This is a genomic window from Danxiaibacter flavus (assembly GCF_041060425.1).
In the GTDB taxonomy this organism is placed as follows: Bacteria; Bacteroidota; Bacteroidia; order Chitinophagales; family Chitinophagaceae; genus Danxiaibacter; species Danxiaibacter flavus.
Map to the genome: position 1 here is coordinate 158,455 of NZ_JAULBC010000001.1, position 19,863 is coordinate 178,317.

The window sequence follows — 19,863 nt, forward strand, 5'->3', positions numbered from 1 at the left end:
TCTTACGGTCTTACTGTCTTACGATCTTACGGTCTTTTTAGACATCTTTGTATTCATTAAGTTTATGTAACTCTATAATTGTCGTCTTCCCGTCCGGGCTTTCGCGGTACATGGGAACAAATTTGGCGCGGAATTTAATTTCGTCGTAAGTGTAAGAAGTGCGTTGAAGAACGGTGGAGGAATAGGTTTCATCAAAAGCTCTTACAAGGACGTATACTTCCACATCAGCAGCTTTCATGTCGTCGTATGATAAGCCGAGTAGGGGACTTGTGTCATCAATCGGATGAACTACCGTGAAGTTCATCGGCAAAAGATCTACATGATTTCTTTCAAGGTTCAGTTCATAAAACTTGTAAACGGATTTACCATTTTCTAAAGCCAACAGGCTCAGATTAACTTTGACTTCTGCATTGGTTAGAGAATGATTGTCTTTATAAGATACAAAACGGAACATCAATGCCTCCTTTTCCTGAAAAGGTGCAATAAGGGCAGCGTCGGTAAATTTTAAGAAAGCCTTCGGTTTGGAAAAACGCCCATAGAATAAACCGGTTGCAATGGCGAATGAAAGGAAGCCTGTCATGGCCTCAAACGCAGCCACCATGTTTGCTCCGTCACCCACGGGGTTAACCCTGCCATACCCAACCGTAGTAAAAGTTTCGGTGCTGAAAAAGAAGATCTCTTTAATCCGTGACCAGTTATCGGTGTTATAATATCCCTGCAATTCATTAACGCCAAGAACTATATAGATAATTGTATAAAGCAGGTTAATGCTGATAAAAAAAAGCACGATCACCGATATGAATTTCCATCGAGGCATGTTGATCATTGCATGAAAAACACTAAACCGGTTCCAGAATGAAAGGCCTTCCTTTTCCAGGTTAAAGGTGCCGTCTTTATTAATAAATCTTCCTCCATAACTACTGGCATTAACGCCAAATCCTGTATCATTATTGATTTTGGAGAAGGGATTGATCTTTGTATAGAGTGCCATAAAACGCTTTGGTTTATAGCTGTAATATTAATAAAATTGCATCTTCTAATCTTACTTATTCTCACCGTCGGTAAATTATGAGTGAATATAAACTGTACATGTTATTGCTCGGTTGTAAACCGGAAGGCAGGAACACCGAACAACACGATGTGTTATTTGGCATAGCAAAAGAATTAAGAGATCTTATCCCTCAGATCAAGGCATTCTGGCCTGGTCCGCACAAGATCCATGTTGATGCGTGGCGGGAGGTAAAAAATGTAAACGGTAAGGCGGTGTCCGTTAGGTTGAAGAATGAATTGTTGCAACAATCTTCTGCATACAAATTGTTTTTTATTAATCTTGGTGGCTACAGGCAAAATGCTTTTGATGAATTTCATTATAAGATGCTGGCCGTTGCGAAAGAGAAGGGTGACGCGATAACCCAGGCAAAAATGACTGCTTTCTATCAGCATACAGGGTTTGCCGGTGCAGCATCTCATGTGGATGATAAATATGGCGTGGATGTTGATGATCTGTATGAAATACAGGACATTCTTCCTCAGGACATAAAAGCGCAATACGTTATTGATATTCAACCGGCTGAAGGTTCTCAGGAAGAAGATGCAATACACCTTGGTTATTTTAAGCTCGATAGCTTGTAACTTTATGTAACTATGATGCTGTTTTCTTTGTTAACTTAAATAAAGCAATATGGCATTTCCAGATACAACATTGATAAAAGCGCTTCGGGAAACAGCAATGCGTCTGCGTAATGGCGCCTATTATGCGTGGGGTAATCACGGTGGTTGCAATTGTGGAAACCTGTTACAGGTGGTTACAAGTTTGAGCAGGGAAGAAATACAGGCTTATGCACAATCGGGTATTGGCGAATGGACGGAAATTGCGGAAGACTATTGTCCTGTAACGGATGCGCCTGCATACATGTTGATCGCACGGCTCGAAGGAATCGGACTGACTCCCACAGATATTCATCACATAGAATACCTCGATGATAAAGAAGTGCTATATGCTTTGGCCGGTGGCTTTCGCTGGTTGAAAAGAAATGTGAGAGAAGATGTGATTGATTACCTTGAGGCATTCGCTAATCTGTTACAACAAAAACTGGATGCAAAAAACAGCGAATTAATTACTGGTGCGTTTCTGCAAACTGCACCAGCGCTCTCCGTCTCTTAACACACTTTTCTTCAAACTACATCATTTTCTATCATTCGCTTATTACGGGAGAAATAATTGTGAACTATGAGCGAAACCGGCAATCCTATGGCCAGCATTAATACAATTGTGCCTGTAATGGCGGATTGAAGATTGAATGTGATAGGTGGTAGTTGGGTCAATGGCAATACCAGCAGGTTCATAATCAGCCAGACACAAATGCCATATGTCAAGCCTGCGAGAACAGGGTAGTTGTGCATGAATTTGATGCGCGGATACAGGAAGAAATAAAGTATGGTAAAAGAAAATGCGATGATATAATGAAATACAATTCCGGCTACAATAAAAGATGCGCCGGAATACGCTGCTTTTCCAAATGCGGCGCTGGCAATATATTTAAACACGATCATCGGATCCTTGTGGGTTTTCATGTAAAACATGATCAGGGCCGTTACAATATCAAGCGTGCCTGCTATTAATCCGGCCTTTATTATGGTCGCAATTGGTTTGGATGGTCTGTTATTGGTGAACACTGTTTGTGTAGATGCCATGATAAAGTGTTTGAGAATATTTACTGATTAGAATGCTTAGTCAAGATATTTTTTAAAGCATATCTTCTATAAATAAAATGGTGCAAGCTGTAGCAGTATCGTCGCCTCGATGAATAATTTGATTAACCAAAATCAAAAATGGAATGACAGTACGCTTTTCGTCGATAGCCCGTAGGGCTTAAAGTTCAATAGAAAATCCAACGTTCTGGATTCCTTTGTCCGTAGGACATTAACCTTTTATTGGTTAAAGCCCTAACGGGCCAGGATGCTTAGAATCCAATCCCTTCTATTGAGCTTAATTCCCTACGGGAAAATCTGTTGCTGTCATGACAGTCTGCACAATTCTAAATATACTCAAACCCTCGCGTAATACGTAGCAGTCACTAACTTTTTAAGTAGTGTGATGCCTTGTCGAAAACAGGGTGAATTCTTCACTTCAATCTCTACATTTGTACCCGAAAAAAATAAGCGCATTATTGTGCGCAATGTTCAATCAGGTAAACAGAAATTTTTATGATAGCAACAAAAGCATATGCTGCGCAGAAAGCGAATGCGCCTTTGACTCCTTTTTCATTTGAACGCAGAGATGTTGGCCCGGACGACGTGCAGGTTGAAATACTGTACTGCGGTGTTTGTCATTCAGATCTTCACCAGGTAAAAGATGAATGGGGTGGCTCTATTTTTCCAATGGTGCCCGGACATGAAATTGTTGGCCGCGTTGTTAAAGTTGGTTCTAATGTTACAAAGTTCAAAGAAGGTGATTTTGCCGGCGTGGGTGTAATGGTCGACTCCTGCAGGGTTTGTAAAAATTGTGCACAAGATCTCGAACAATACTGTGTGGAAGGAATGACCGGCACTTACAATGCCATTGAGCGTGATGGCAAGACCGTTGCCCAGGGCGGTTATTCATCCCAGATCGTTACTGACCAAAAGTATGTATTGAAAGTATCTCCGAAGCTTGATCTTAAAGCAGTAGCGCCGCTGTTGTGTGCCGGTATCACTACTTATTCACCGCTTAGGTATGTTGGTGTAACCAAAGGAACAAAAGTTGGCGTTGTTGGATTGGGTGGACTTGGTCACATGGCCGTAAAATTTGCAGTTTCATTTGGAGCGGAAGTGACTATGCTTAGTACATCCAAATCAAAAGAAGCCGATGCAAGAAAGCTTGGCGCACACAAATTCGCGCTTACTACGGACAAAGAAGCGATGGAGGAGTACAAAAGCTATTTCGACGTAATTCTGAATACGGTATCAGCAAATCATAGCTATGAGCAATATCTCGATCTGCTTGACCTTAACGGCAAGATGGTGATAGTTGGTTTGCCGCCAGAAGCTTCTCCGGTTGGTGCTTTTACACTGTTGAACAATCGCCGCAGTATCATTGGTTCAATGATTGGCGGTATAAAAGAAACGCAGGAAATGTTGGATTACTGCGCCGAACACAATATTGTGGCCGATGTAGAACTCATCCCCATGAATTACATTAACGAGGCTTACGATCGCATGTTGAAAAATGACGTGAAGTACCGTTTTGTACTGGATTTATCTACTATCTAAATAACAAGAGCTGGAGGGTTGATTTCACCCTCCAGCTCTTACGTATAACATGCAACGTATAACTTACAGCTAGTTAATAATTACCGAACAAGCCTTAAACTTCCCCGAAGCCTCCTCCAGTTGTTGTATCTCCATATAGGAAATCTTTTCCGTAACAAAATCTTCAAAAGTCCTTTCACTGTTTTTCAATGCATATTGCAATTGGTCACTTAGCGTGCGGGCTTTTTCTTCGCCTACAAGATGCTGGGAAGATTCGAATAGATCATTGCATAAATCACTTAACCTGTTACACTGTGTGCGGGGATAGATTTTCTGCTTCATTTTGATGTAAACATCATTTAAAAGATCTGAAATTTCAGAAAGGATCTGAGACAGTTTGTCGCGATCCGTTCGTGGTCCGGCTTTGATTTCCGACGACAGGCTTAGCATTTCCTTTGAAACATCCCAGGTATCCCTGATCAGACTCATATCTAAAAAATTTAAACAAACTAAAATAATTTCTTTTTGTGGTTATTTTTTGGATATCGGACAGGTACGGATATTATCAATGTTTTTTTAATGGATTACTAATTACTTTTCAGTTTTTTCGCCTTCAAAGTAATCCATTCTGTGCTTGAACAACACATTGAAGGTAGTTAATGAACCATAAATACGGGTAATATATTGCTGGATGTTAATTTTATCTTCATCAGTCAGTTTATCATGGCTGTTAATGCGCTGTTCCAGCACACGCAGCCTGTCACGCAGCATCACAATTTTATGAAAGAAGGTTTCGATCGGAATTTCTTTTTCTTTAAGAGAGCTATCACCGGGCTTTAGGATCATCAGACCATTTTGCCATTTCTCTCCGAGGGGAATTACTTCGGAAACATCGCTCCATTCGCGCAGGATTTTCATTAAAGCCTCTTCTGCCTCATTAAAACTGACATTGTATTCACTCTCGACTTTCTCAATGATTTCAAGATTGTTTTCTTTGCTCAGTGTTTTAATTCCGCCTTCAATAAAACAAATGTCGTAAGCTCTTTTATGAACATGAATTATAACACCTTTCCCATAAGTAATGTGGTTTACCCGGGAACCAACACCTAATACATCCATGAATAATAAGATTTGAATTAAGGGCCTAAAAATAGTAAATAAAGCGTGTTCAGCGTTCTGACGTTAGCTGCTAAAGTTAAATCACATTCGGTAATCGGCGTGGGACTACAATGACACGGTATTTTCAATGCGGTGGATGTTGTTAGGAAAAGGTTTGTTTAACCGGGGCATTTGTCAACCTGTCAGTGTATTAGCTTTGGTATTTGGTTTGTGTATTTCTCAGGTTTAAAAAATGAAGCCGGGTACAGGTATTTTGCCGTATTTCCGGTAACGATTGACATTAAAAAAAGTTTTCATTATGCAAAAAGGACAGATAAGAGTTCAAACAGAAAACATTTTCCCTATCATTAAAAAATTTCTCTACAGCGAGCATGAGATTTTTCTCCGTGAATTGGTAAGTAATGCTGTAGATGCCAGTCAAAAATTGCAGACGCTGGCCAATACTGGCGAAGCAAAAGGTGAGCTGGGCGAATTGCGCATTGATATTAAGATTGATGCCGACAAAAAAACATTAAGCATTATTGACCGTGGTATTGGTATGACCGCGGAAGAAGTGGACAAATACATAAACCAGGTTGCTTTTAGCGGGGCGGAAGAGTTCCTGGATAAATATAAGGATGCAAACATCATCGGGCATTTTGGTCTCGGTTTCTACAGCTCGTTCATGGTGAGTGACAAAGTGGAAATCTTTACAAAAAGCTACAAGGATGCTCCTGCAGTATTCTGGAGCTGTGACGGCAGCCCTGAATTTGAATTGCACGAGACGGAGAAGGCTGACAGAGGAACTGAAATAGTGCTGCACATTAATGACGAAAGCACTGAATTTCTTGAAGCAGACAGAATTCGTGGTATTCTCGAGAGATTCTGCCGTTTTCTGCCGATACCTGTTTATTTTGAAGACAACCAGATCAACAATACCAACCCGATCTGGACAAAAAAACCTTCAGATCTTACAACTGAAGACTATCAGAAATTTTACAAGGAGTTATATCCGTACGGTGAAACCCCGTTGTTCTGGATACACCTGAATGTTGACTATCCTTTCAATCTTACTGGGATCCTGTATTTTCCTAAAATAAAGCAGTCATACGAAATACAGAAAGATAAGATCCAGCTGTACAGCAACCAGGTATTTGTTACGGATGAAGTGAAAGATATTGTTCCGGAATTTTTAATGCTGCTACAGGGAGTTATCGATAGTCCGGATATTCCGCTTAACGTTAGCCGTAGCTACTTACAGGGGGATCCTAACGTTAAAAAGATCAATGCACACATCACCAAAAAAGTTGCTGATAAGCTTGACGAGATCTTTAAGACAGACCGCGCTTCTTTCGAAGAAAAATGGGAAAGCCTTGGCCTGTTTGTGAAGTATGGGATGATGACTGACGATAAGTTTCTTGATAAGGCAAACAAGTTCCTGCTGATGGAAGATGCTGAAACCAGGAAGTTCTATACGTTAGAAGAATACAAAATAGAAACAGAAACGCTGCAAAAAAACAAAGAAGGGAAGCAGGTTATTCTGTACACTACAAATCCGGTACAGCAGGATGCCTATATCAAAGCATCTGTAGCCAAGGGATACAAAGTGGTTAAAATGGAAACCATTGTGGATGCAGCCTTTATCAATAACATGGAGCTGAAATGGGAAAACATCCATTTTACGCGCGTGGATGCAGACATTGTTGATAACCTTATTGACAAGCAGGAGGATACAGACTCTGTTCTTAATAGCGACGAAACAACCCAATTAAAAGAGTTATTTGGCGTGCAGATCCCGGATCTTCATGTAACCGTGGAGGTAAAAGGGCTTAGTCCCGAAACTGCTCCGGTTGTAGCTACCCGTCCTGAACTGATGCGTCGTATGAAAGATATGGCTGCTATGGGCGGAGGAATGAGCGCATTTTATGCAAACATGCCGGACGAAGTAACATTAACAGTGAACGGTAATCACCCGATCTACCAGCACTTATTGAAAGAAGAAGACAAGTCAAAAAAGGAAAAGCAGGTTCGAAACCTGGCTGATCTGGCACTGTTGTCACAGGGTTTGCTGAAAGGGAATGATCTTACCAATTTTATTAGCCGCAGCGTGGAATTGATGCAAAATGGTAATTAAGAACTTAGTCGTATAGCGACAGGCTTATTTTAATATAAAAGAGTGGTGATGGATATGCCTATATCAATCGCCACTCTCTTTTTGGGTCTCACATAGTCAGGATTTTTTACTGGCAGACTTTCTACGAGCTGCCTTTTTGGGTGCGCTTCTTTTTGCTGCTTTCTTAGGTGCAGCTCTTTTTGCTGCTTTTTTGGGTGCAGCGCGCTTAGCTGTTTTTCTTGGCGCTGCTTTTTTTGCGGTTTTAGAAGCAGCTTTTTTAGGAACTTTCGCTCCTTCTTCTCTTGCTTCAGACAAGCCAATTGCTATAGCTTGTTTGGGATTAGTAACTTTTCTACCACTGCGTCCACTTTTCAGTTTCCCTTCTTTCATTTCGTGCATGCTCTTTTCTACCTTTTTCTGGCTTTTTGCAGAATATTTCGCCATCTGGATATTTTTAAGAATGAATAATGGGTTATCACTGATTCTGCCACAAATCATTTGCCATGACTAACGAATATTAGGAAGTAAGCCTTTTCAAAGAAAAAAATGGTGAAAAATGGCTGCAATCTCTTCAAATAAACCTTTTTGCGTGTACTGCACCTTTGGTTTTGCTGTAAATACTGTTGCCGAATCGCTGCAAATGAGGAATGTATGCCACATTGGAAGACCGTAAGACAGTAAGATCGTAAGACCGTAAGATCGTAAGAGGTTACTCTTTGCCGTTGATGGTTAACAAGAGAAAGCTGTCTTCCGTTGCTTTTATATGATGGCTTACCTGCCGCTCAATGGCCAGCATCTGGCGCTGTGAGATGCTTTCTGTAGTTCCGTTTACTACAACTTCCACACTTCCTTCCAGCACCTGCAAGGTTAGGATGCCATTCACAACATTGTCATTGATTTCTGCGTTAGCATGCATTGCAACCACCACCACCGTCACACCTTCAGTTTTAAAGACGGTTATGGCATTGCGGTCATTTTTTTGCCAGGCTTCCTCAGATTTTAGCTGCTTAATATAAGATTGCAGGTTGATAAAAACATGCGGAGCTGCTATTAGCCTATCGCCCTGTGGCCGGTTGTTTGTCGCTTCGTTCATTTTTACATCCATCTCTTGCACTTTTTATTTTAATAATGCAAGAAGCATGCAAATTGTTCGCCTTAAGTGGCCGTAATTATATTAATCAGGATTAATAATATGGTAAATCGGTTGCATGCAATAAAACGTTTATTTAGCAACTTTTCGACAAAGTAGTTAAGCTTTAAATAATTGGAAAAATGTTACATGTGTAACAAAACAACAACCCGGGTGTACCTATTCTGCAAACCCATCCTCCACTACATACCACCTATGGCCGGCCCAACATTTTCACATTTGCATATTCGCACATTCTCGCATTCCATTTTCAATTCTCAATTAAATATGATCGTCTTATTCCGCACCACAAACACCCTGTCTTCCAACACAAGTTTGAGCGCATCAGCAAGAACGGATTTTTCAATTTCATGACCAGCTTCAATCATTCCTTTTACATCGTATTCATGGTCAACCGGAATTATTTTTTGGGTGATGATTGGTCCTTCATCAAGATCGTTGTTTACTATATGAGCAGTAGCGCCAATTAGTTTTACACCGCGCTCATAAGCTTTTCGGTAAGGATTTGCGCCGATAAATGCGGGCAGGAACGAATGGTGTATGTTAATGATGCGTTCTTCATACTGTGCGACAAATGAAGGCGACAGAATCCGCATGAACTTGGCCAGCACCACGTAATCCGGAGCGTACTGATCTATGAGTGATGACAGCTTTGTTTCAAAATCGTTTCGTTCAATATGCTCGTGACTGAGGAAATGGAACGGGATGCCGAATTTCTCTGTGAAGGCTTCTAGAATATCGTGATTGCCGATAACAGCCTTGATGTTGGCATGCAATTCATTAAAGTAATAGCGTATGAGGAGGTCGCTTAAACAATGATGTTCTTTTGTAACAAGTATAACAATGTCTTTTTTTCTTTTAGGGTTGATGGAGATGCGTGTTCCTGCGGGTAAAGCGTCTTCCAGTTGTGTATGCAGTGTTTCTGTATTAAGCTCACCGGAGAGTTCAAACCTGGCAAAAAAAGTATTGGTTTCCGGTTCAACAAATTCCTTCATCAAAAGAATGTTGTGGTTATTCCTGAAAAGAACACCCGTGATAGCTGCAATCAGTCCTTTCTGGTCGGCGCATTTGATAAGGACCACGTGATTTTTTTCCATGACTAAATATAGTGATTCGGAAAGTACCAGGTGTGGCTGCCGTGAATTTTCAGCATTCGATGCAATGAGCAAAGGTCAAAAATCCATTTATCGATAGTCAGTGTTGCGAATCCATCTTTCATTTATCTTTATGGCCTTAATAAATGCGGTGCTGTTGCTTTTTCGGCTACTGATTGTTAGCAACAACCACATTCCAATAACCAATATCCTAATTGTATGAAACCTATACAATCAACACTAACGCGGTTTGATTTTTCCGTCGTAGTGCATCTGCGCAATTCAGCCATTCTTTCGAATGAGTACAGTTTTCGCGACCCAATTCTTTTTGAATAGATCCCGGATAGTTTGATGGATTTATTTTAAAAACTGCTTCACGAACTGCAGGCCCTGCAGTGTGTACACTATCTATTATGAAAAACACCATCCTTGCTAAGTCTGGCCGGTTACGCCAGGTGCTCATCATATTTTTTGTACTGTTGTTATCCAATCAGGTTTATACGCAGCTTCCAATAATTTTCGGCATCGGCGTGGGGTACAATGAGCCGGCGGCAGAGGCGGATAAAGAAGTTCCTGCAAACACAGCTGGCGTGCGGGAACAAAATTCCGCTGCACAATCGCCGTTATCAGGCCTGGCGGCTACAGACTGCAGTGATCCGGGAGTTGTTTTTCCGTTTGCATCTCCCGCAACAGTTTCGCCAAAATTTGTTTGTCCGTCGTCAGGTATGGTTAACCTGAACATTACGGCTGTTATGCCAAATGTGACAGGTCTTACTTACCAATGGGAATCGTCGGCGGATGGGGCTACGGGCTGGTCAAATATTAGCTCACCCTTGTCGAATCCCGCATTAGTATATACCAGTGTAACTGCTGATGGCTATTTTCGTTGTAAAGTGTATTGCACGGCATCTCCGTCGCCAGTATGGATATCAGGTGTTTCAGCTCATGTGAAAATGATCCAGGCGGCAGAATTTAGCTTACCGGCTTATATATGTTCTGGCTCGCCGATGCCAACATTGCCTTCGACTTCAGACAACGGAATTACCGGAACGTGGAATCCGTCAACGGTTAGCAATACTTCTTCGGGCACTTATACTTTTACGCCGGATGCGGGGCAGTGTGTGACTGCGCCGGTTACTGTATCCATAATGGTGACAAATGGGGGCATGTACGGACAGATTCCTTTACTGGCGAGTGATTTTAATGCTGATATTATTGCTGATGGAATCGGGCCGGCATCAGGGTCCACATCTGTAGCCGCGGACTTTTCTGATTTTGCGCTGGTGAGTCCTTCATTTGCGCCAGGAGGCAGTACTTGTGTTGACGCCAGTACGGGAGCATTGCCTGATGAGAATATTAGGCAAATAACATCCACAAATACAACAACCAATACAGGCATTACTTACACACTTCAGCCATATAATCAGAACAATGATATTTTCCTGGGATGGGGACAAAGCAAGACGTTGACTTTGCAAAATCCGTTCGAAGCATCTAAGCTATATTTTGTCGGAATGAGTGGAAATGGCCCAGTGGCATTTTCTGCAACCTTTACCTTTACGGATAACACTACGGCAGCTGTTAGCCTGAACATGCCCGATTGGTGTCTGCCTGATCCTATCAACGAAGCTCCCTTTGAACTTACCAGTAAACTGTACCGGATACCGAGAAGTTATGCTACTTGTAATGGAGAGATGTTTCCGTACTTGTTCGAAATGCCAATAAACATGCCTGCTTCAGGTCAGGGCAAACTAATCAAAAGTATTGGTATCAGCTCAAGTTCTTTTGGTATTTTGAACCTCATGGCCATTGGCGCCAAACTGGAGCCTCAAACACCTGTGTTTGATCCGGTAAATGATTTTTGTTATGGCTCAACGGCACCTGTATTACCAGCTGTTTCTAACAATGGGATCGGTGGTACGTGGAGCCCTGCGACAGTCGACAATACCGCTTCCGGGATGTATACCTTTACTCCGTGGTGTGGTGGTCCGGGAACTACACTTAATGTAACAGTTAATCCTTTAAAAACAAAGACTGAGGATATTACCATCTGTGCCAACGCGCTGCCTTATACCTGGAATGGAATAACCGTAGCAGCCGGAGGCAACGGTGTGGCTACTTATACGACTCAATCTTTATTGACGGGATGCGATAGTACGACTACTTTGAATCTGACAGTTAACCCATTGATCACAGCAACCGATAATGTAACCATATGCGCTGATTTGTTGCCTTACAGCTGGAACGGTATAACGGTGACTACAGGGGGCAACAATGTGGCGACCTATACAACGCCGTCTCTTGTAACTGGTTGCGATAGTGCTACCATATTGAACCTTACCGTAAATCCGTTAATAGCAGCCGTAGAGGATTTGACCATCTGCGCCGATCAGTTGCCGTATGTTTGGAACGGGATTACCGTAACCAATGCAGGTAATGGAGTGGCCACTTATGTAACTCAATCGCAAGTGACAAATTGTGACAGTACAACTACTTTAAACCTCACGGTTAATGCACTGAAAAGCGCAGTAGAAGATCTCACTATTTGTGCTGATCAATTGCCATACCTGTGGAACGGCATAACGTTGACGGCGGGGGGAAATAGCGTTGCCACTTACACGACGCCCTCCTTAATAACAAACTGCGACAGTACAACTACTTTAAACCTTACGGTCAATCCGTTGAGAAGCACAATAGACGACATAACCATCTGCGCCGATCAATTGCCATATGTATGGAACGGCTTAACAATAACCGCCGGAGGAAATAATATTGCTACTTATGTAACCCCGTCTTTAGTAACGGGCTGTGATAGCACAACCACTTTAAATCTTACGGTTAATCCGTTGAAAACATCAACGCAGGACATAACGATCTGTGCTGATCAGCTTCCTTATCCGTGGAACGGAATTAGTGTGATGTCCGGAGGTAACAATGCAGCAACTTATACTACACCATCTTTGGTAGCGGGTTGCGATAGTACCATCACTTTAAATCTTACGGTTAATCCATTGAAGAATGCAACGCAGAGCATCACCATCTGTGCGGATCAGTTGCCTTATTTGTGGAATGGCATAACGGTAACCACAGGTGGCAGCGCAGCCGCAACTTATACAACACCATCTATGGTTACAGGCTGTGATAGCACAACTACTTTAAGTCTTACGGTAAATCCGCTGAAAACAGCAACACAGGTCATTACTATCTGTGCCGATCAATTGCCATTCGTATGGAACGGTATAACAGTTAATGCCGGAGGTAGTAATGCTGCAGCTTATACAACACCATCTTTGATCACTGGCTGCGATAGTACAACTACCCTGGACCTTACAGTAAGTCCATTAAAAACAGCGACACAGGATATCACTATTTGTGCTAACCAACTGCCATTCATATGGAACGGCATAACTGTAAATGCCGGAGGTGTTAATGCGGCAACTTATACAACTCCTTCTCTGTTGACGGGCTGCGACAGTACAACGACCTTGTATCTCACTGTAAATCCGCTGAGGGCAGCAACGCAGGATATAACCATCTGCGCCGATCAATTGCCGTATGTATGGAATGGTATAACCGTTACAGCCGGAGGTAATAATGCGGCCACTTATACAACACCTTCTCTGCTTACGGGCTGTGATAGCACAACAACGTTGAATCTTACAGTAAACACTCTTCCATCAATAACTATACAGCCGCAGCCAGACAATATTGTAATCGGTGATAACACAAACTTTAATGTATCGGCAACAGGTACCGGACTCGCTTATCAATGGGAAGTGAATACCGGTGCTGGCTTTGCTGCCATTACAGATAATGGTACTTATAGCAATTCGACAACTGCTGCATTGCAGATCACAAATGCAAGTCTCAATATGGATGGCTACATCTATCGTTGTGTGATAACCGGCGTTTGTGCTACAACAACCAGCAACAATGCAGTGTTAACAGTGGGTAAGAAAAGCCAATCAATATCGCTGAATGCACAAACCCCGGGAGGAATAATTATGGCTACATATGGTGATGCTACGGTGGATGTGAGCGGTGCCTCTTCGTCAAACCTGTCAATTTCTTATTCCAGCAGTGACACGAATGTCGTCCGTGTGAACAATTCTGGCATGCTGACAATTAAAGGGGCAGGTACAGCGATAATTTCTATTGCTCAACCTGGAGATGCAATTTACCTCGCGGCGCCATCAGTTGCTATCGCCGTGCAAATAAACAAGAAAGACCTTGCCGTTATAGCCAATGATACCTCGAGGCCATATGGAGAAAACAATCCGGCCCTGGCTATTAACTATAGTGGATTTGTAAATGGCGAGGATGAATCTGCAATTCTAGCTCCAACTGCGGCGACCAGCGCTATATCCTCCAGTATGCCCGGCGATTACCAGATTTCAGTAAGTGGCGGCTCGGCGGCCAACTATAACCTCATCTACCAGGATGGAACATTGACTGTAACCGGTGCTGTAATTTCTGTGGATGTACAGCCTCAACCCAAAGCTGTATGTGTGAACAATAACGCCGGCTTTTCAACGCTTGCCACCATGACCGGCAAGTGGGGTTCAATAGCATATCAATGGCAACAAAGCAGCGATGGTGCTGAGTGGTATGATATTCCTGGCGCTACAAACAATACTTTCGATACAACAGGAGTATATACGATGTATATCCGCTGCATGATCTCGGCGCCGGGGACAACGGTATACACGCAAACGGTGAAGCTGAAAGTTAATGCGCTACCCAATATCAGTATTACTAAATCAAACGATCTTGATTGCAGTAATGGTAGTGCGCAATTACAGGTATCGGGCGCTTACAAATACAGCTGGTCACCCGTAACTGGCTTGGATCATGTAAACACTGCCAATCCTATAGCCAGACCAACGACGCCCACAAAATATGTGGTAACAGGCACTGATATGAACGGTTGCGTAAGCAGTGATAGCATTATGGTTGATATTTTGACGGTAAGAAAAGGAGAGAACCTGATGCCAAATGCATTCACGCCAAATGGAGATGGTTTGAACGATTGTTTTGGAATCCGTTATTGGGGAGTTGTTTCAAAGTTTGATTTTAGTGTGTTTGACCGTTTAGGTAACCTGGTCTTCCATACCAATAATCCCAATGATTGTTGGGATGGCCGCTACAAGGGACAGCTGCTGGCCGGCGGCACATATGTTTACTTCATCCGCGCCGAAAATAATTGTGGACCAATTGAGCGGAAGGGAACCGTGGTGTTATTGCGATAGGACTCCATGTAGCCATAAAAAGAATATCACTATATATAGCTCTGCGTCTACTTTGCTCTTTTCTCTGTGCAAATAAAAAATACAATTACACAGAGCCGCACGGAGGAGACACGGAGCAACACAGAGGCTTAGGTTCAGGCCTTCAAAGCGAATTTCGATCTGGCAAGGGCTGGTAGCTAATAGCTGAAAGCTGACAGCTCTTAGCTATTAGCTGCACGCTTCTTCGTACCTTTGCGTACCATGAAACAATTCAATGTTCCAAACATATACAGGAGTAGTTTGATCAGTGCAGTAAAGAACAAGCGGAAACAGAACGACAAATTAAAAAAAGATTTCACGCCTACTTTATTGAATTTCGGTCCCGTCCACATATACCTGGCTCGTCATTTCGGCTTTTGTTATGGTGTAGAGAATGCTATCGAGATAGCTTTTACAACTATCGACGAAAACCCCGGCAAACGCATTTTCCTGCTAAGCGAAATGATCCACAATCCACAGGTAAATGCAGATCTGCAGGAACGTGGGGTGCAATTTTTGCAGGATACTTATGGCAAACAACTGATTCCGTTTGATGAACTGAATGAAAATGACGTGGTACTCATTCCCGCATTTGGGACCACATTACAGGTTGAAGCGTTGCTTAAAGCAAAAGGAATCCAGACAGAGAAATACAATACTACCTGTCCTTTTGTTGAAAAAGTCTGGAACCGCAGCGAACAGATTGCAACCAAGGGCTACAGCATTGTAATTCACGGCAAACCTAAACATGAAGAAACCCGCGCTACATTTTCACATGCGTCATCCAACACCCCGGCAGTGATTGTAAATGACATGAAGGATACGATAGAGCTGGCGAAATTTATTACGGGCGAGAAAAAACCTGAAGACTTCTATACTGCATTCCAGGGCCGTTACTCAGATGGTTTTGATGTAACAAAAGATCTGCGAAAAATTGGTGTTGTTAACCAGACTACACAGCTGGCTACCGATACACAGGCAATTGCTGAATACCTGAAGCAGGCGATGAAAGACCGCTATATGCTGAATGACAGCAATATTAGCGAGCGGTTTGCCGATACGCGCGATACACTTTGTTACGCAACCAATGATAATCAATCCGCGGTAACCGGTATGCTACAAACTGATGCCGATCTGGCTATTGTTGTTGGCGGATATAATAGTAGTAATACTTCCCACCTTGTAGAGCTCTGTGAAGAAAAACTGAAAACTTATTTTATCAACAGTGCAGATAAGCTCCTTTCTAAAAACGAGATTCATCATTGCAATTGGGTAACAAAAGAAGAGAAGGTAACACTTGACTTTTTACCTGGAAAAGATCCGGTAAAAATTCTGATTACCAGCGGTGCCAGTTGCCCGGATGCAATAGTGGAAGAAGTGATTGCCAAATTATTAACCTTTTACCCAGAAAGTATTTCAATTGATGATATGGCTGAAAGGCTTGATTCTAATTGAAAATTGAGAATGAATGTGCGAGTGTGCGAATGGGCAAATGAATGCAAGTCGGCCTTCCTCAATAGATCATATGCAGATGGAATAAATAAAAGGTACTAAAATGCAGAATGATTTCGAGTCAAAATTCTCTGTGCCGCTCTGTGTCTCCTCCTGCCTTTCCTCCGTGTAATTATTATGTCCCATGGGGAAGAAGAAAGCCTCAGCTCAGATGGAATAACTATCTACTTTCGCTGGCAGACAAAACAAACCTGTTCTTCAATTCTGGTGTTGGTACCCAACAAGCCTCTTGTTTTCCAAACCATCTATAACGATTCTTTGCAATTAAATCATAAATCGCGTCGCGTATAAATCTCGGAATGACGATAAAACCATACAGCAATGGCCATCCGCCATCAAGTTTCCTTGCTACACGCAGCGCCGCAGTTGATCTTGTATAAATTCTTCCGTTTTCAATTAGAATAAATGAACGCAGGTCATCAACGGGTAGCTGCTCCTCTCTCAATATTTTCTGTCCAAACTCACTCTGCAGGGATGCGAATTTAAATCTCGCATCCTTATCATGCCTGATAACAAATTGCACCGAGCTGTTGCACAGATTACAAACCCCATCGAAGAGAATAATGTTGCTGAATTGCATAATGCAAAATTAAGACATGTAAGACATGTAAGACGTGTAAGACGTGTAAGACACGTAAGACCGTAAGACATGTAAGACGTGTAAGAAATCGCAATTCATGAGTCTGCTGCCCCCGCAACAGTACTCTTACATGTCTTACTGTCTTACGGTCTTACGATCTTCAAAAAGAAAGGCGCAGGATACTTCTTCAGCATCTTGCGCCTCTTACTATCTTACTTTCTTACGTCTTACGGTCTTGCTCTATCCCATGTTGTGGAATACCTTGCTCACATCTTCATCCTGCTCAAGACGTTCAATCAGCTTACTTACTTCTTCAGCCTGAACATCGGTAACCGGAACAGTGGTAGAAGGAATCCATTCAAGTTCGGAGCTTAATGGAGTAATACCTTTGTCCTCAAGCGCTTTTTGAAGCTTACCAAAGTCAACAAAAGCTGAGCGTAAAACTAAAATTGGGTTACCATTATCGTCAGTACTTTCACCCATTTCCTCCAGGCCGAAATCAATTAATTCCAGTTCCAGGTCCTCGGTATTAAGCCCTGCAGGGTTTAATTTGAACACACCCATTTTATTAAACTGGAAGCTCACGCTGCCGCTGTTACCTAAAGCACCACCGCCTTTGTTGAAGTGACTTTTTACGTTTGCAACGGTACGGACGTGGTTGTCCGTAGCAGTCTCAACCAATATGGCAACGCCATGAGGCGCGTAACCTTCATATAAAATTTCTTCGTAGTTGTCCATTTCCTTGCCCTGTGCTCTCTTAATAGCAGCTTCCACGCGATCCTTGGGCATATTAACACTTTTCGCATTCTGAAAACATCTGCGCAAAGCGGGGTTGGTTGCGGGATCAGGACCGCCGGCTTTAACAGCAATTGCAATCTCTTTTCCAATGCGGGTAAATTGTTTTGCCATTCTGTCCCAACGAGCGAACATGGTGGCCTTACGAACTTCAAAAATCCTTCCCATAGTAAACTATACGTTATAAAAGTTATGATATACGTTAATCAGCAATTCAGGCCGGTGTTTTAATCAGTTGCAACTCAGCACCTGAAGCTGTCTTTGTTTTTAAGCGAGGGCAAATTTAAACTTTCAGCTCCGTTCAACAAAAAACCGCCCGAAGGCGGTTTGTAAATTTTATTGGAAATCTTTTGCTTTTGGAAGAATCTCTGCCGGATTGCGAAGTTTGCTTCTTTTACGGCTGTAACCGAAGTAAACAAACAAACCGATGATCATCCATGTGAAAGCAACCTTAAGTGTTTGAGCATCAAGTGCTACAATCATGCCACCACAGATCACGATACCTAAAATAGGCACAATAGGAACGAGCGGTGTTTTGAACGGACGCTCAATGCCTGGTTGTTTTTTGCGTAAGATCCAAACACCCGCACTAACCAGCACAAAAGCGAACAAGGTACCGAAAGACGTAAGATCCCCTGCAACGCTTCCAGGAACAAAAGCAGCAAACAGTCCAACAAAAACGAACAGGATCCAGTTTGCCATGTACGGGGTTTTGTATTTGGGGTGCAGTTTACCGAATGTTTTTGGGATCAATCCATCATTACTCATCGTATAGAAAATACGGCTTTGTCCCATCAGCATCACCAGGATAACTGAAGAGAAACCGGCAAGGATAGCTACGGTAACACTTGTTCCCAACCAGCCATATCCTTTCATGTACGTCTGGATAGCGTATGCAACTGATGCTTCTTTACCTGCAGTTTTAAATTCCTGCCAGTTGGCAACACCGGTTAATACGTGACCGAAAAGGATATACAAAATGGTACAAACAACCAATGAACCAAGGATCCCGATCGGCATATCTCTTTTAGGATTTTTTGCCTCCTGTGCAGCAGTACTAACAGCATCAAAACCAATAAATGCGAAGAATACAATTGCAGCTCCGCCAAGAACGCCTCCCCAGCCGTGCTTGAAGAATCCTTCATGACCAGGCGCTCCATCAGGTATTAAATAAGGTGTATGATTTTCAGGTCTGATAAACTGCCAGCCCAGTGCGATAAACAACAATACAATTGCTACTTTAATAAATACAATGATTGCGTTAACCACAGCAGATTCCTGTGTTCCTCTGATCAGCAATAAGGTTAATAATATTAATATGATAAGTGCAGGTCCGTTAAACACACCTGTATGCGTTACTACAAGCGATTTAAGGTCGGCGGACAAGCCATTGAATTGTTCATCAGTTAAAAGAAGCACGCCTTCTTTAGCTGTTTTAGCAAGGTCAGCCGGGAAGCTGCTAATTGCGTTTCCTGCTACCATTCTTACATGTTCAAAGGGCGAGTGGCACCATTCGTACGGAATGCTCCCTCCCAAAAGCTTATTTAAATATTCGCTCCATGCAATAGAAACAGTTGCCGCTCCAAGAGCATATTCCATGATAAGTGCCCAACCAATGATCCAGGCAATCAACTCTCCCATGGTTACATATGAATAGGCGTAAGCGCTACCGGCGATAGGAATCATGGCAGCAAATTCAGCGTAGCATAAACCGGCAAATGCGCAACCTATAGCAGCTACTATAAATGAAAGTGTAACGGCAGGACCAGCAGCTTCAGCAGAAGCAGCAGCAGTTCTCACAAAAAGGCCGGCGCCGATGATGGCTCCAATCCCCAACGCAACAAGGTTAGCGGCACCAAGCGTTCTTTTCAGCCCCTTTTCTGAATCATCTGCCTGCTTAAGCAATTGATCCAGAGGCTTTCGTACGAATAAACTCATAGAGTTTTTATTGATTTTGATTTTAATAGATTGGGCAAAATAATCATTTATTCATTTTAGCAATCAAAAAACACGGTTTTTATCGG

General features: G+C 42.5%; 16 protein-coding genes. 6 read left to right on the forward strand and 10 right to left on the reverse strand.

Annotated features, from left to right (window positions below; translation table 11 throughout):
- Positions 1–37 precede the first annotated feature (37 nt).
- The gene (locus QTN47_RS00570; RefSeq protein WP_369327351.1) at positions 38–991 is read right to left on the reverse strand and encodes an ion channel; all 954 of its coding nucleotides are present in this window, start codon (positions 989–991) and stop codon (positions 38–40) included.
- 77 nt (positions 992–1,068) lie between these two features.
- On the opposite strand from QTN47_RS00570, the gene QTN47_RS00575 reads away from it, so the two are divergent.
- Together QTN47_RS00575 and QTN47_RS00580 are read left to right on the forward strand one after the other, a co-directional pair.
- A complete protein-coding gene (locus QTN47_RS00575; protein WP_369327352.1) occupies positions 1,069–1,632 on the forward strand; it encodes a DUF1543 domain-containing protein in 564 nt (187 codons plus the stop codon).
- A gap of 49 nt (positions 1,633–1,681) precedes the next feature.
- Positions 1,682–2,164 (forward strand): hypothetical protein, encoded by a 483-nt coding sequence (locus tag QTN47_RS00580; RefSeq protein ID WP_369327353.1) that lies wholly within the window; start codon positions 1,682–1,684, stop codon positions 2,162–2,164.
- A gap of 11 nt (positions 2,165–2,175) precedes the next feature.
- Here QTN47_RS00580 and QTN47_RS00585 read toward each other — a convergent pair whose 3' ends face one another.
- Positions 2,176–2,694 (reverse strand): hypothetical protein, encoded by a 519-nt coding sequence (locus QTN47_RS00585; protein WP_369327354.1) that lies wholly within the window; start codon positions 2,692–2,694, stop codon positions 2,176–2,178.
- Positions 2,695–3,207: 513 nt separating this feature from the next.
- Here QTN47_RS00585 and QTN47_RS00590 point away from each other — a divergent pair.
- Positions 3,208–4,251, forward strand: coding sequence for an NAD(P)-dependent alcohol dehydrogenase (locus QTN47_RS00590; RefSeq protein WP_369327355.1), 1,044 nt, complete (start codon positions 3,208–3,210; stop codon positions 4,249–4,251).
- Positions 4,252–4,320: 69 nt separating this feature from the next.
- On the opposite strand, the gene QTN47_RS00595 is transcribed toward QTN47_RS00590, so the two are convergent.
- Together QTN47_RS00595 and QTN47_RS00600 are read right to left on the reverse strand one after the other, a co-directional pair.
- Entirely contained in the window at positions 4,321–4,719 is a 399-nt protein-coding gene (locus QTN47_RS00595; RefSeq protein WP_369327356.1) for a hypothetical protein, read from the reverse strand.
- A gap of 102 nt (positions 4,720–4,821) precedes the next feature.
- Entirely contained in the window at positions 4,822–5,349 is a 528-nt protein-coding gene (locus QTN47_RS00600) for a DUF8685 domain-containing protein (protein ID WP_369327357.1), read from the reverse strand.
- Positions 5,350–5,647: 298 nt separating this feature from the next.
- Here QTN47_RS00600 and htpG point away from each other — a divergent pair, with 298 nt between their 5' ends.
- A complete protein-coding gene (gene htpG / locus QTN47_RS00605; RefSeq protein WP_369327358.1) occupies positions 5,648–7,462 on the forward strand; it encodes a molecular chaperone HtpG in 1,815 nt (604 codons plus the stop codon).
- Between the two features lie 96 nt (positions 7,463–7,558).
- Here the strand turns inward: htpG and QTN47_RS00610 are convergent, their stop codons facing one another.
- From QTN47_RS00610 to purU, 3 genes are all read right to left on the reverse strand, one after another.
- Positions 7,559–7,939 (reverse strand): DUF6496 domain-containing protein, encoded by a 381-nt coding sequence (locus tag QTN47_RS00610; protein ID WP_369327359.1) that lies wholly within the window; start codon positions 7,937–7,939, stop codon positions 7,559–7,561.
- 211 nt (positions 7,940–8,150) lie between these two features.
- Positions 8,151–8,546 (reverse strand): cupin domain-containing protein, encoded by a 396-nt coding sequence (locus tag QTN47_RS00615; protein WP_369327360.1) that lies wholly within the window; start codon positions 8,544–8,546, stop codon positions 8,151–8,153.
- Between the two features lie 302 nt (positions 8,547–8,848).
- The gene (gene purU, locus QTN47_RS00620) at positions 8,849–9,688 is read right to left on the reverse strand and encodes a formyltetrahydrofolate deformylase (protein ID WP_369327361.1); all 840 of its coding nucleotides are present in this window, start codon (positions 9,686–9,688) and stop codon (positions 8,849–8,851) included.
- A 410-nt stretch (positions 9,689–10,098) separates the two neighbouring features.
- Here purU and QTN47_RS00625 point away from each other — a divergent pair, with 410 nt between their 5' ends.
- Both QTN47_RS00625 and QTN47_RS00630 read left to right on the forward strand, forming a co-directional pair.
- A complete protein-coding gene (locus tag QTN47_RS00625; RefSeq protein ID WP_369327362.1) occupies positions 10,099–14,934 on the forward strand; it encodes an MBG domain-containing protein in 4,836 nt (1,611 codons plus the stop codon).
- Positions 14,935–15,174: 240 nt separating this feature from the next.
- Positions 15,175–16,407, forward strand: coding sequence for a 4-hydroxy-3-methylbut-2-enyl diphosphate reductase (locus QTN47_RS00630; protein ID WP_369327364.1), 1,233 nt, complete (start codon positions 15,175–15,177; stop codon positions 16,405–16,407).
- A 217-nt stretch (positions 16,408–16,624) separates the two neighbouring features.
- Here the strand turns inward: QTN47_RS00630 and QTN47_RS00635 are convergent, their stop codons facing one another.
- The 3 genes from QTN47_RS00635 to QTN47_RS00645 all read right to left on the reverse strand — a co-directional run bounded on the left by QTN47_RS00635 (position 16,625) and on the right by QTN47_RS00645 (position 19,777).
- On the reverse strand, positions 16,625–17,044 hold the full coding sequence (locus QTN47_RS00635; protein WP_369327365.1) for a thiol-disulfide oxidoreductase DCC family protein: 420 nt from the start codon (positions 17,042–17,044) through the stop codon (positions 16,625–16,627).
- Between the two features lie 240 nt (positions 17,045–17,284).
- Complete coding sequence (locus QTN47_RS00640) at positions 17,285–18,007, reverse strand: YebC/PmpR family DNA-binding transcriptional regulator (protein WP_369327366.1); 723 nt, start codon at positions 18,005–18,007, stop codon at positions 17,285–17,287.
- Between the two features lie 168 nt (positions 18,008–18,175).
- Positions 18,176–19,777 carry an amino acid permease gene (locus QTN47_RS00645; protein WP_369327367.1) on the reverse strand — a complete coding sequence of 534 codons (1,602 nt, stop codon included), beginning with the start codon at positions 19,775–19,777 and terminating at the stop codon, positions 18,176–18,178.
- Between the last annotated feature and the right edge of the window lie 86 nt (positions 19,778–19,863).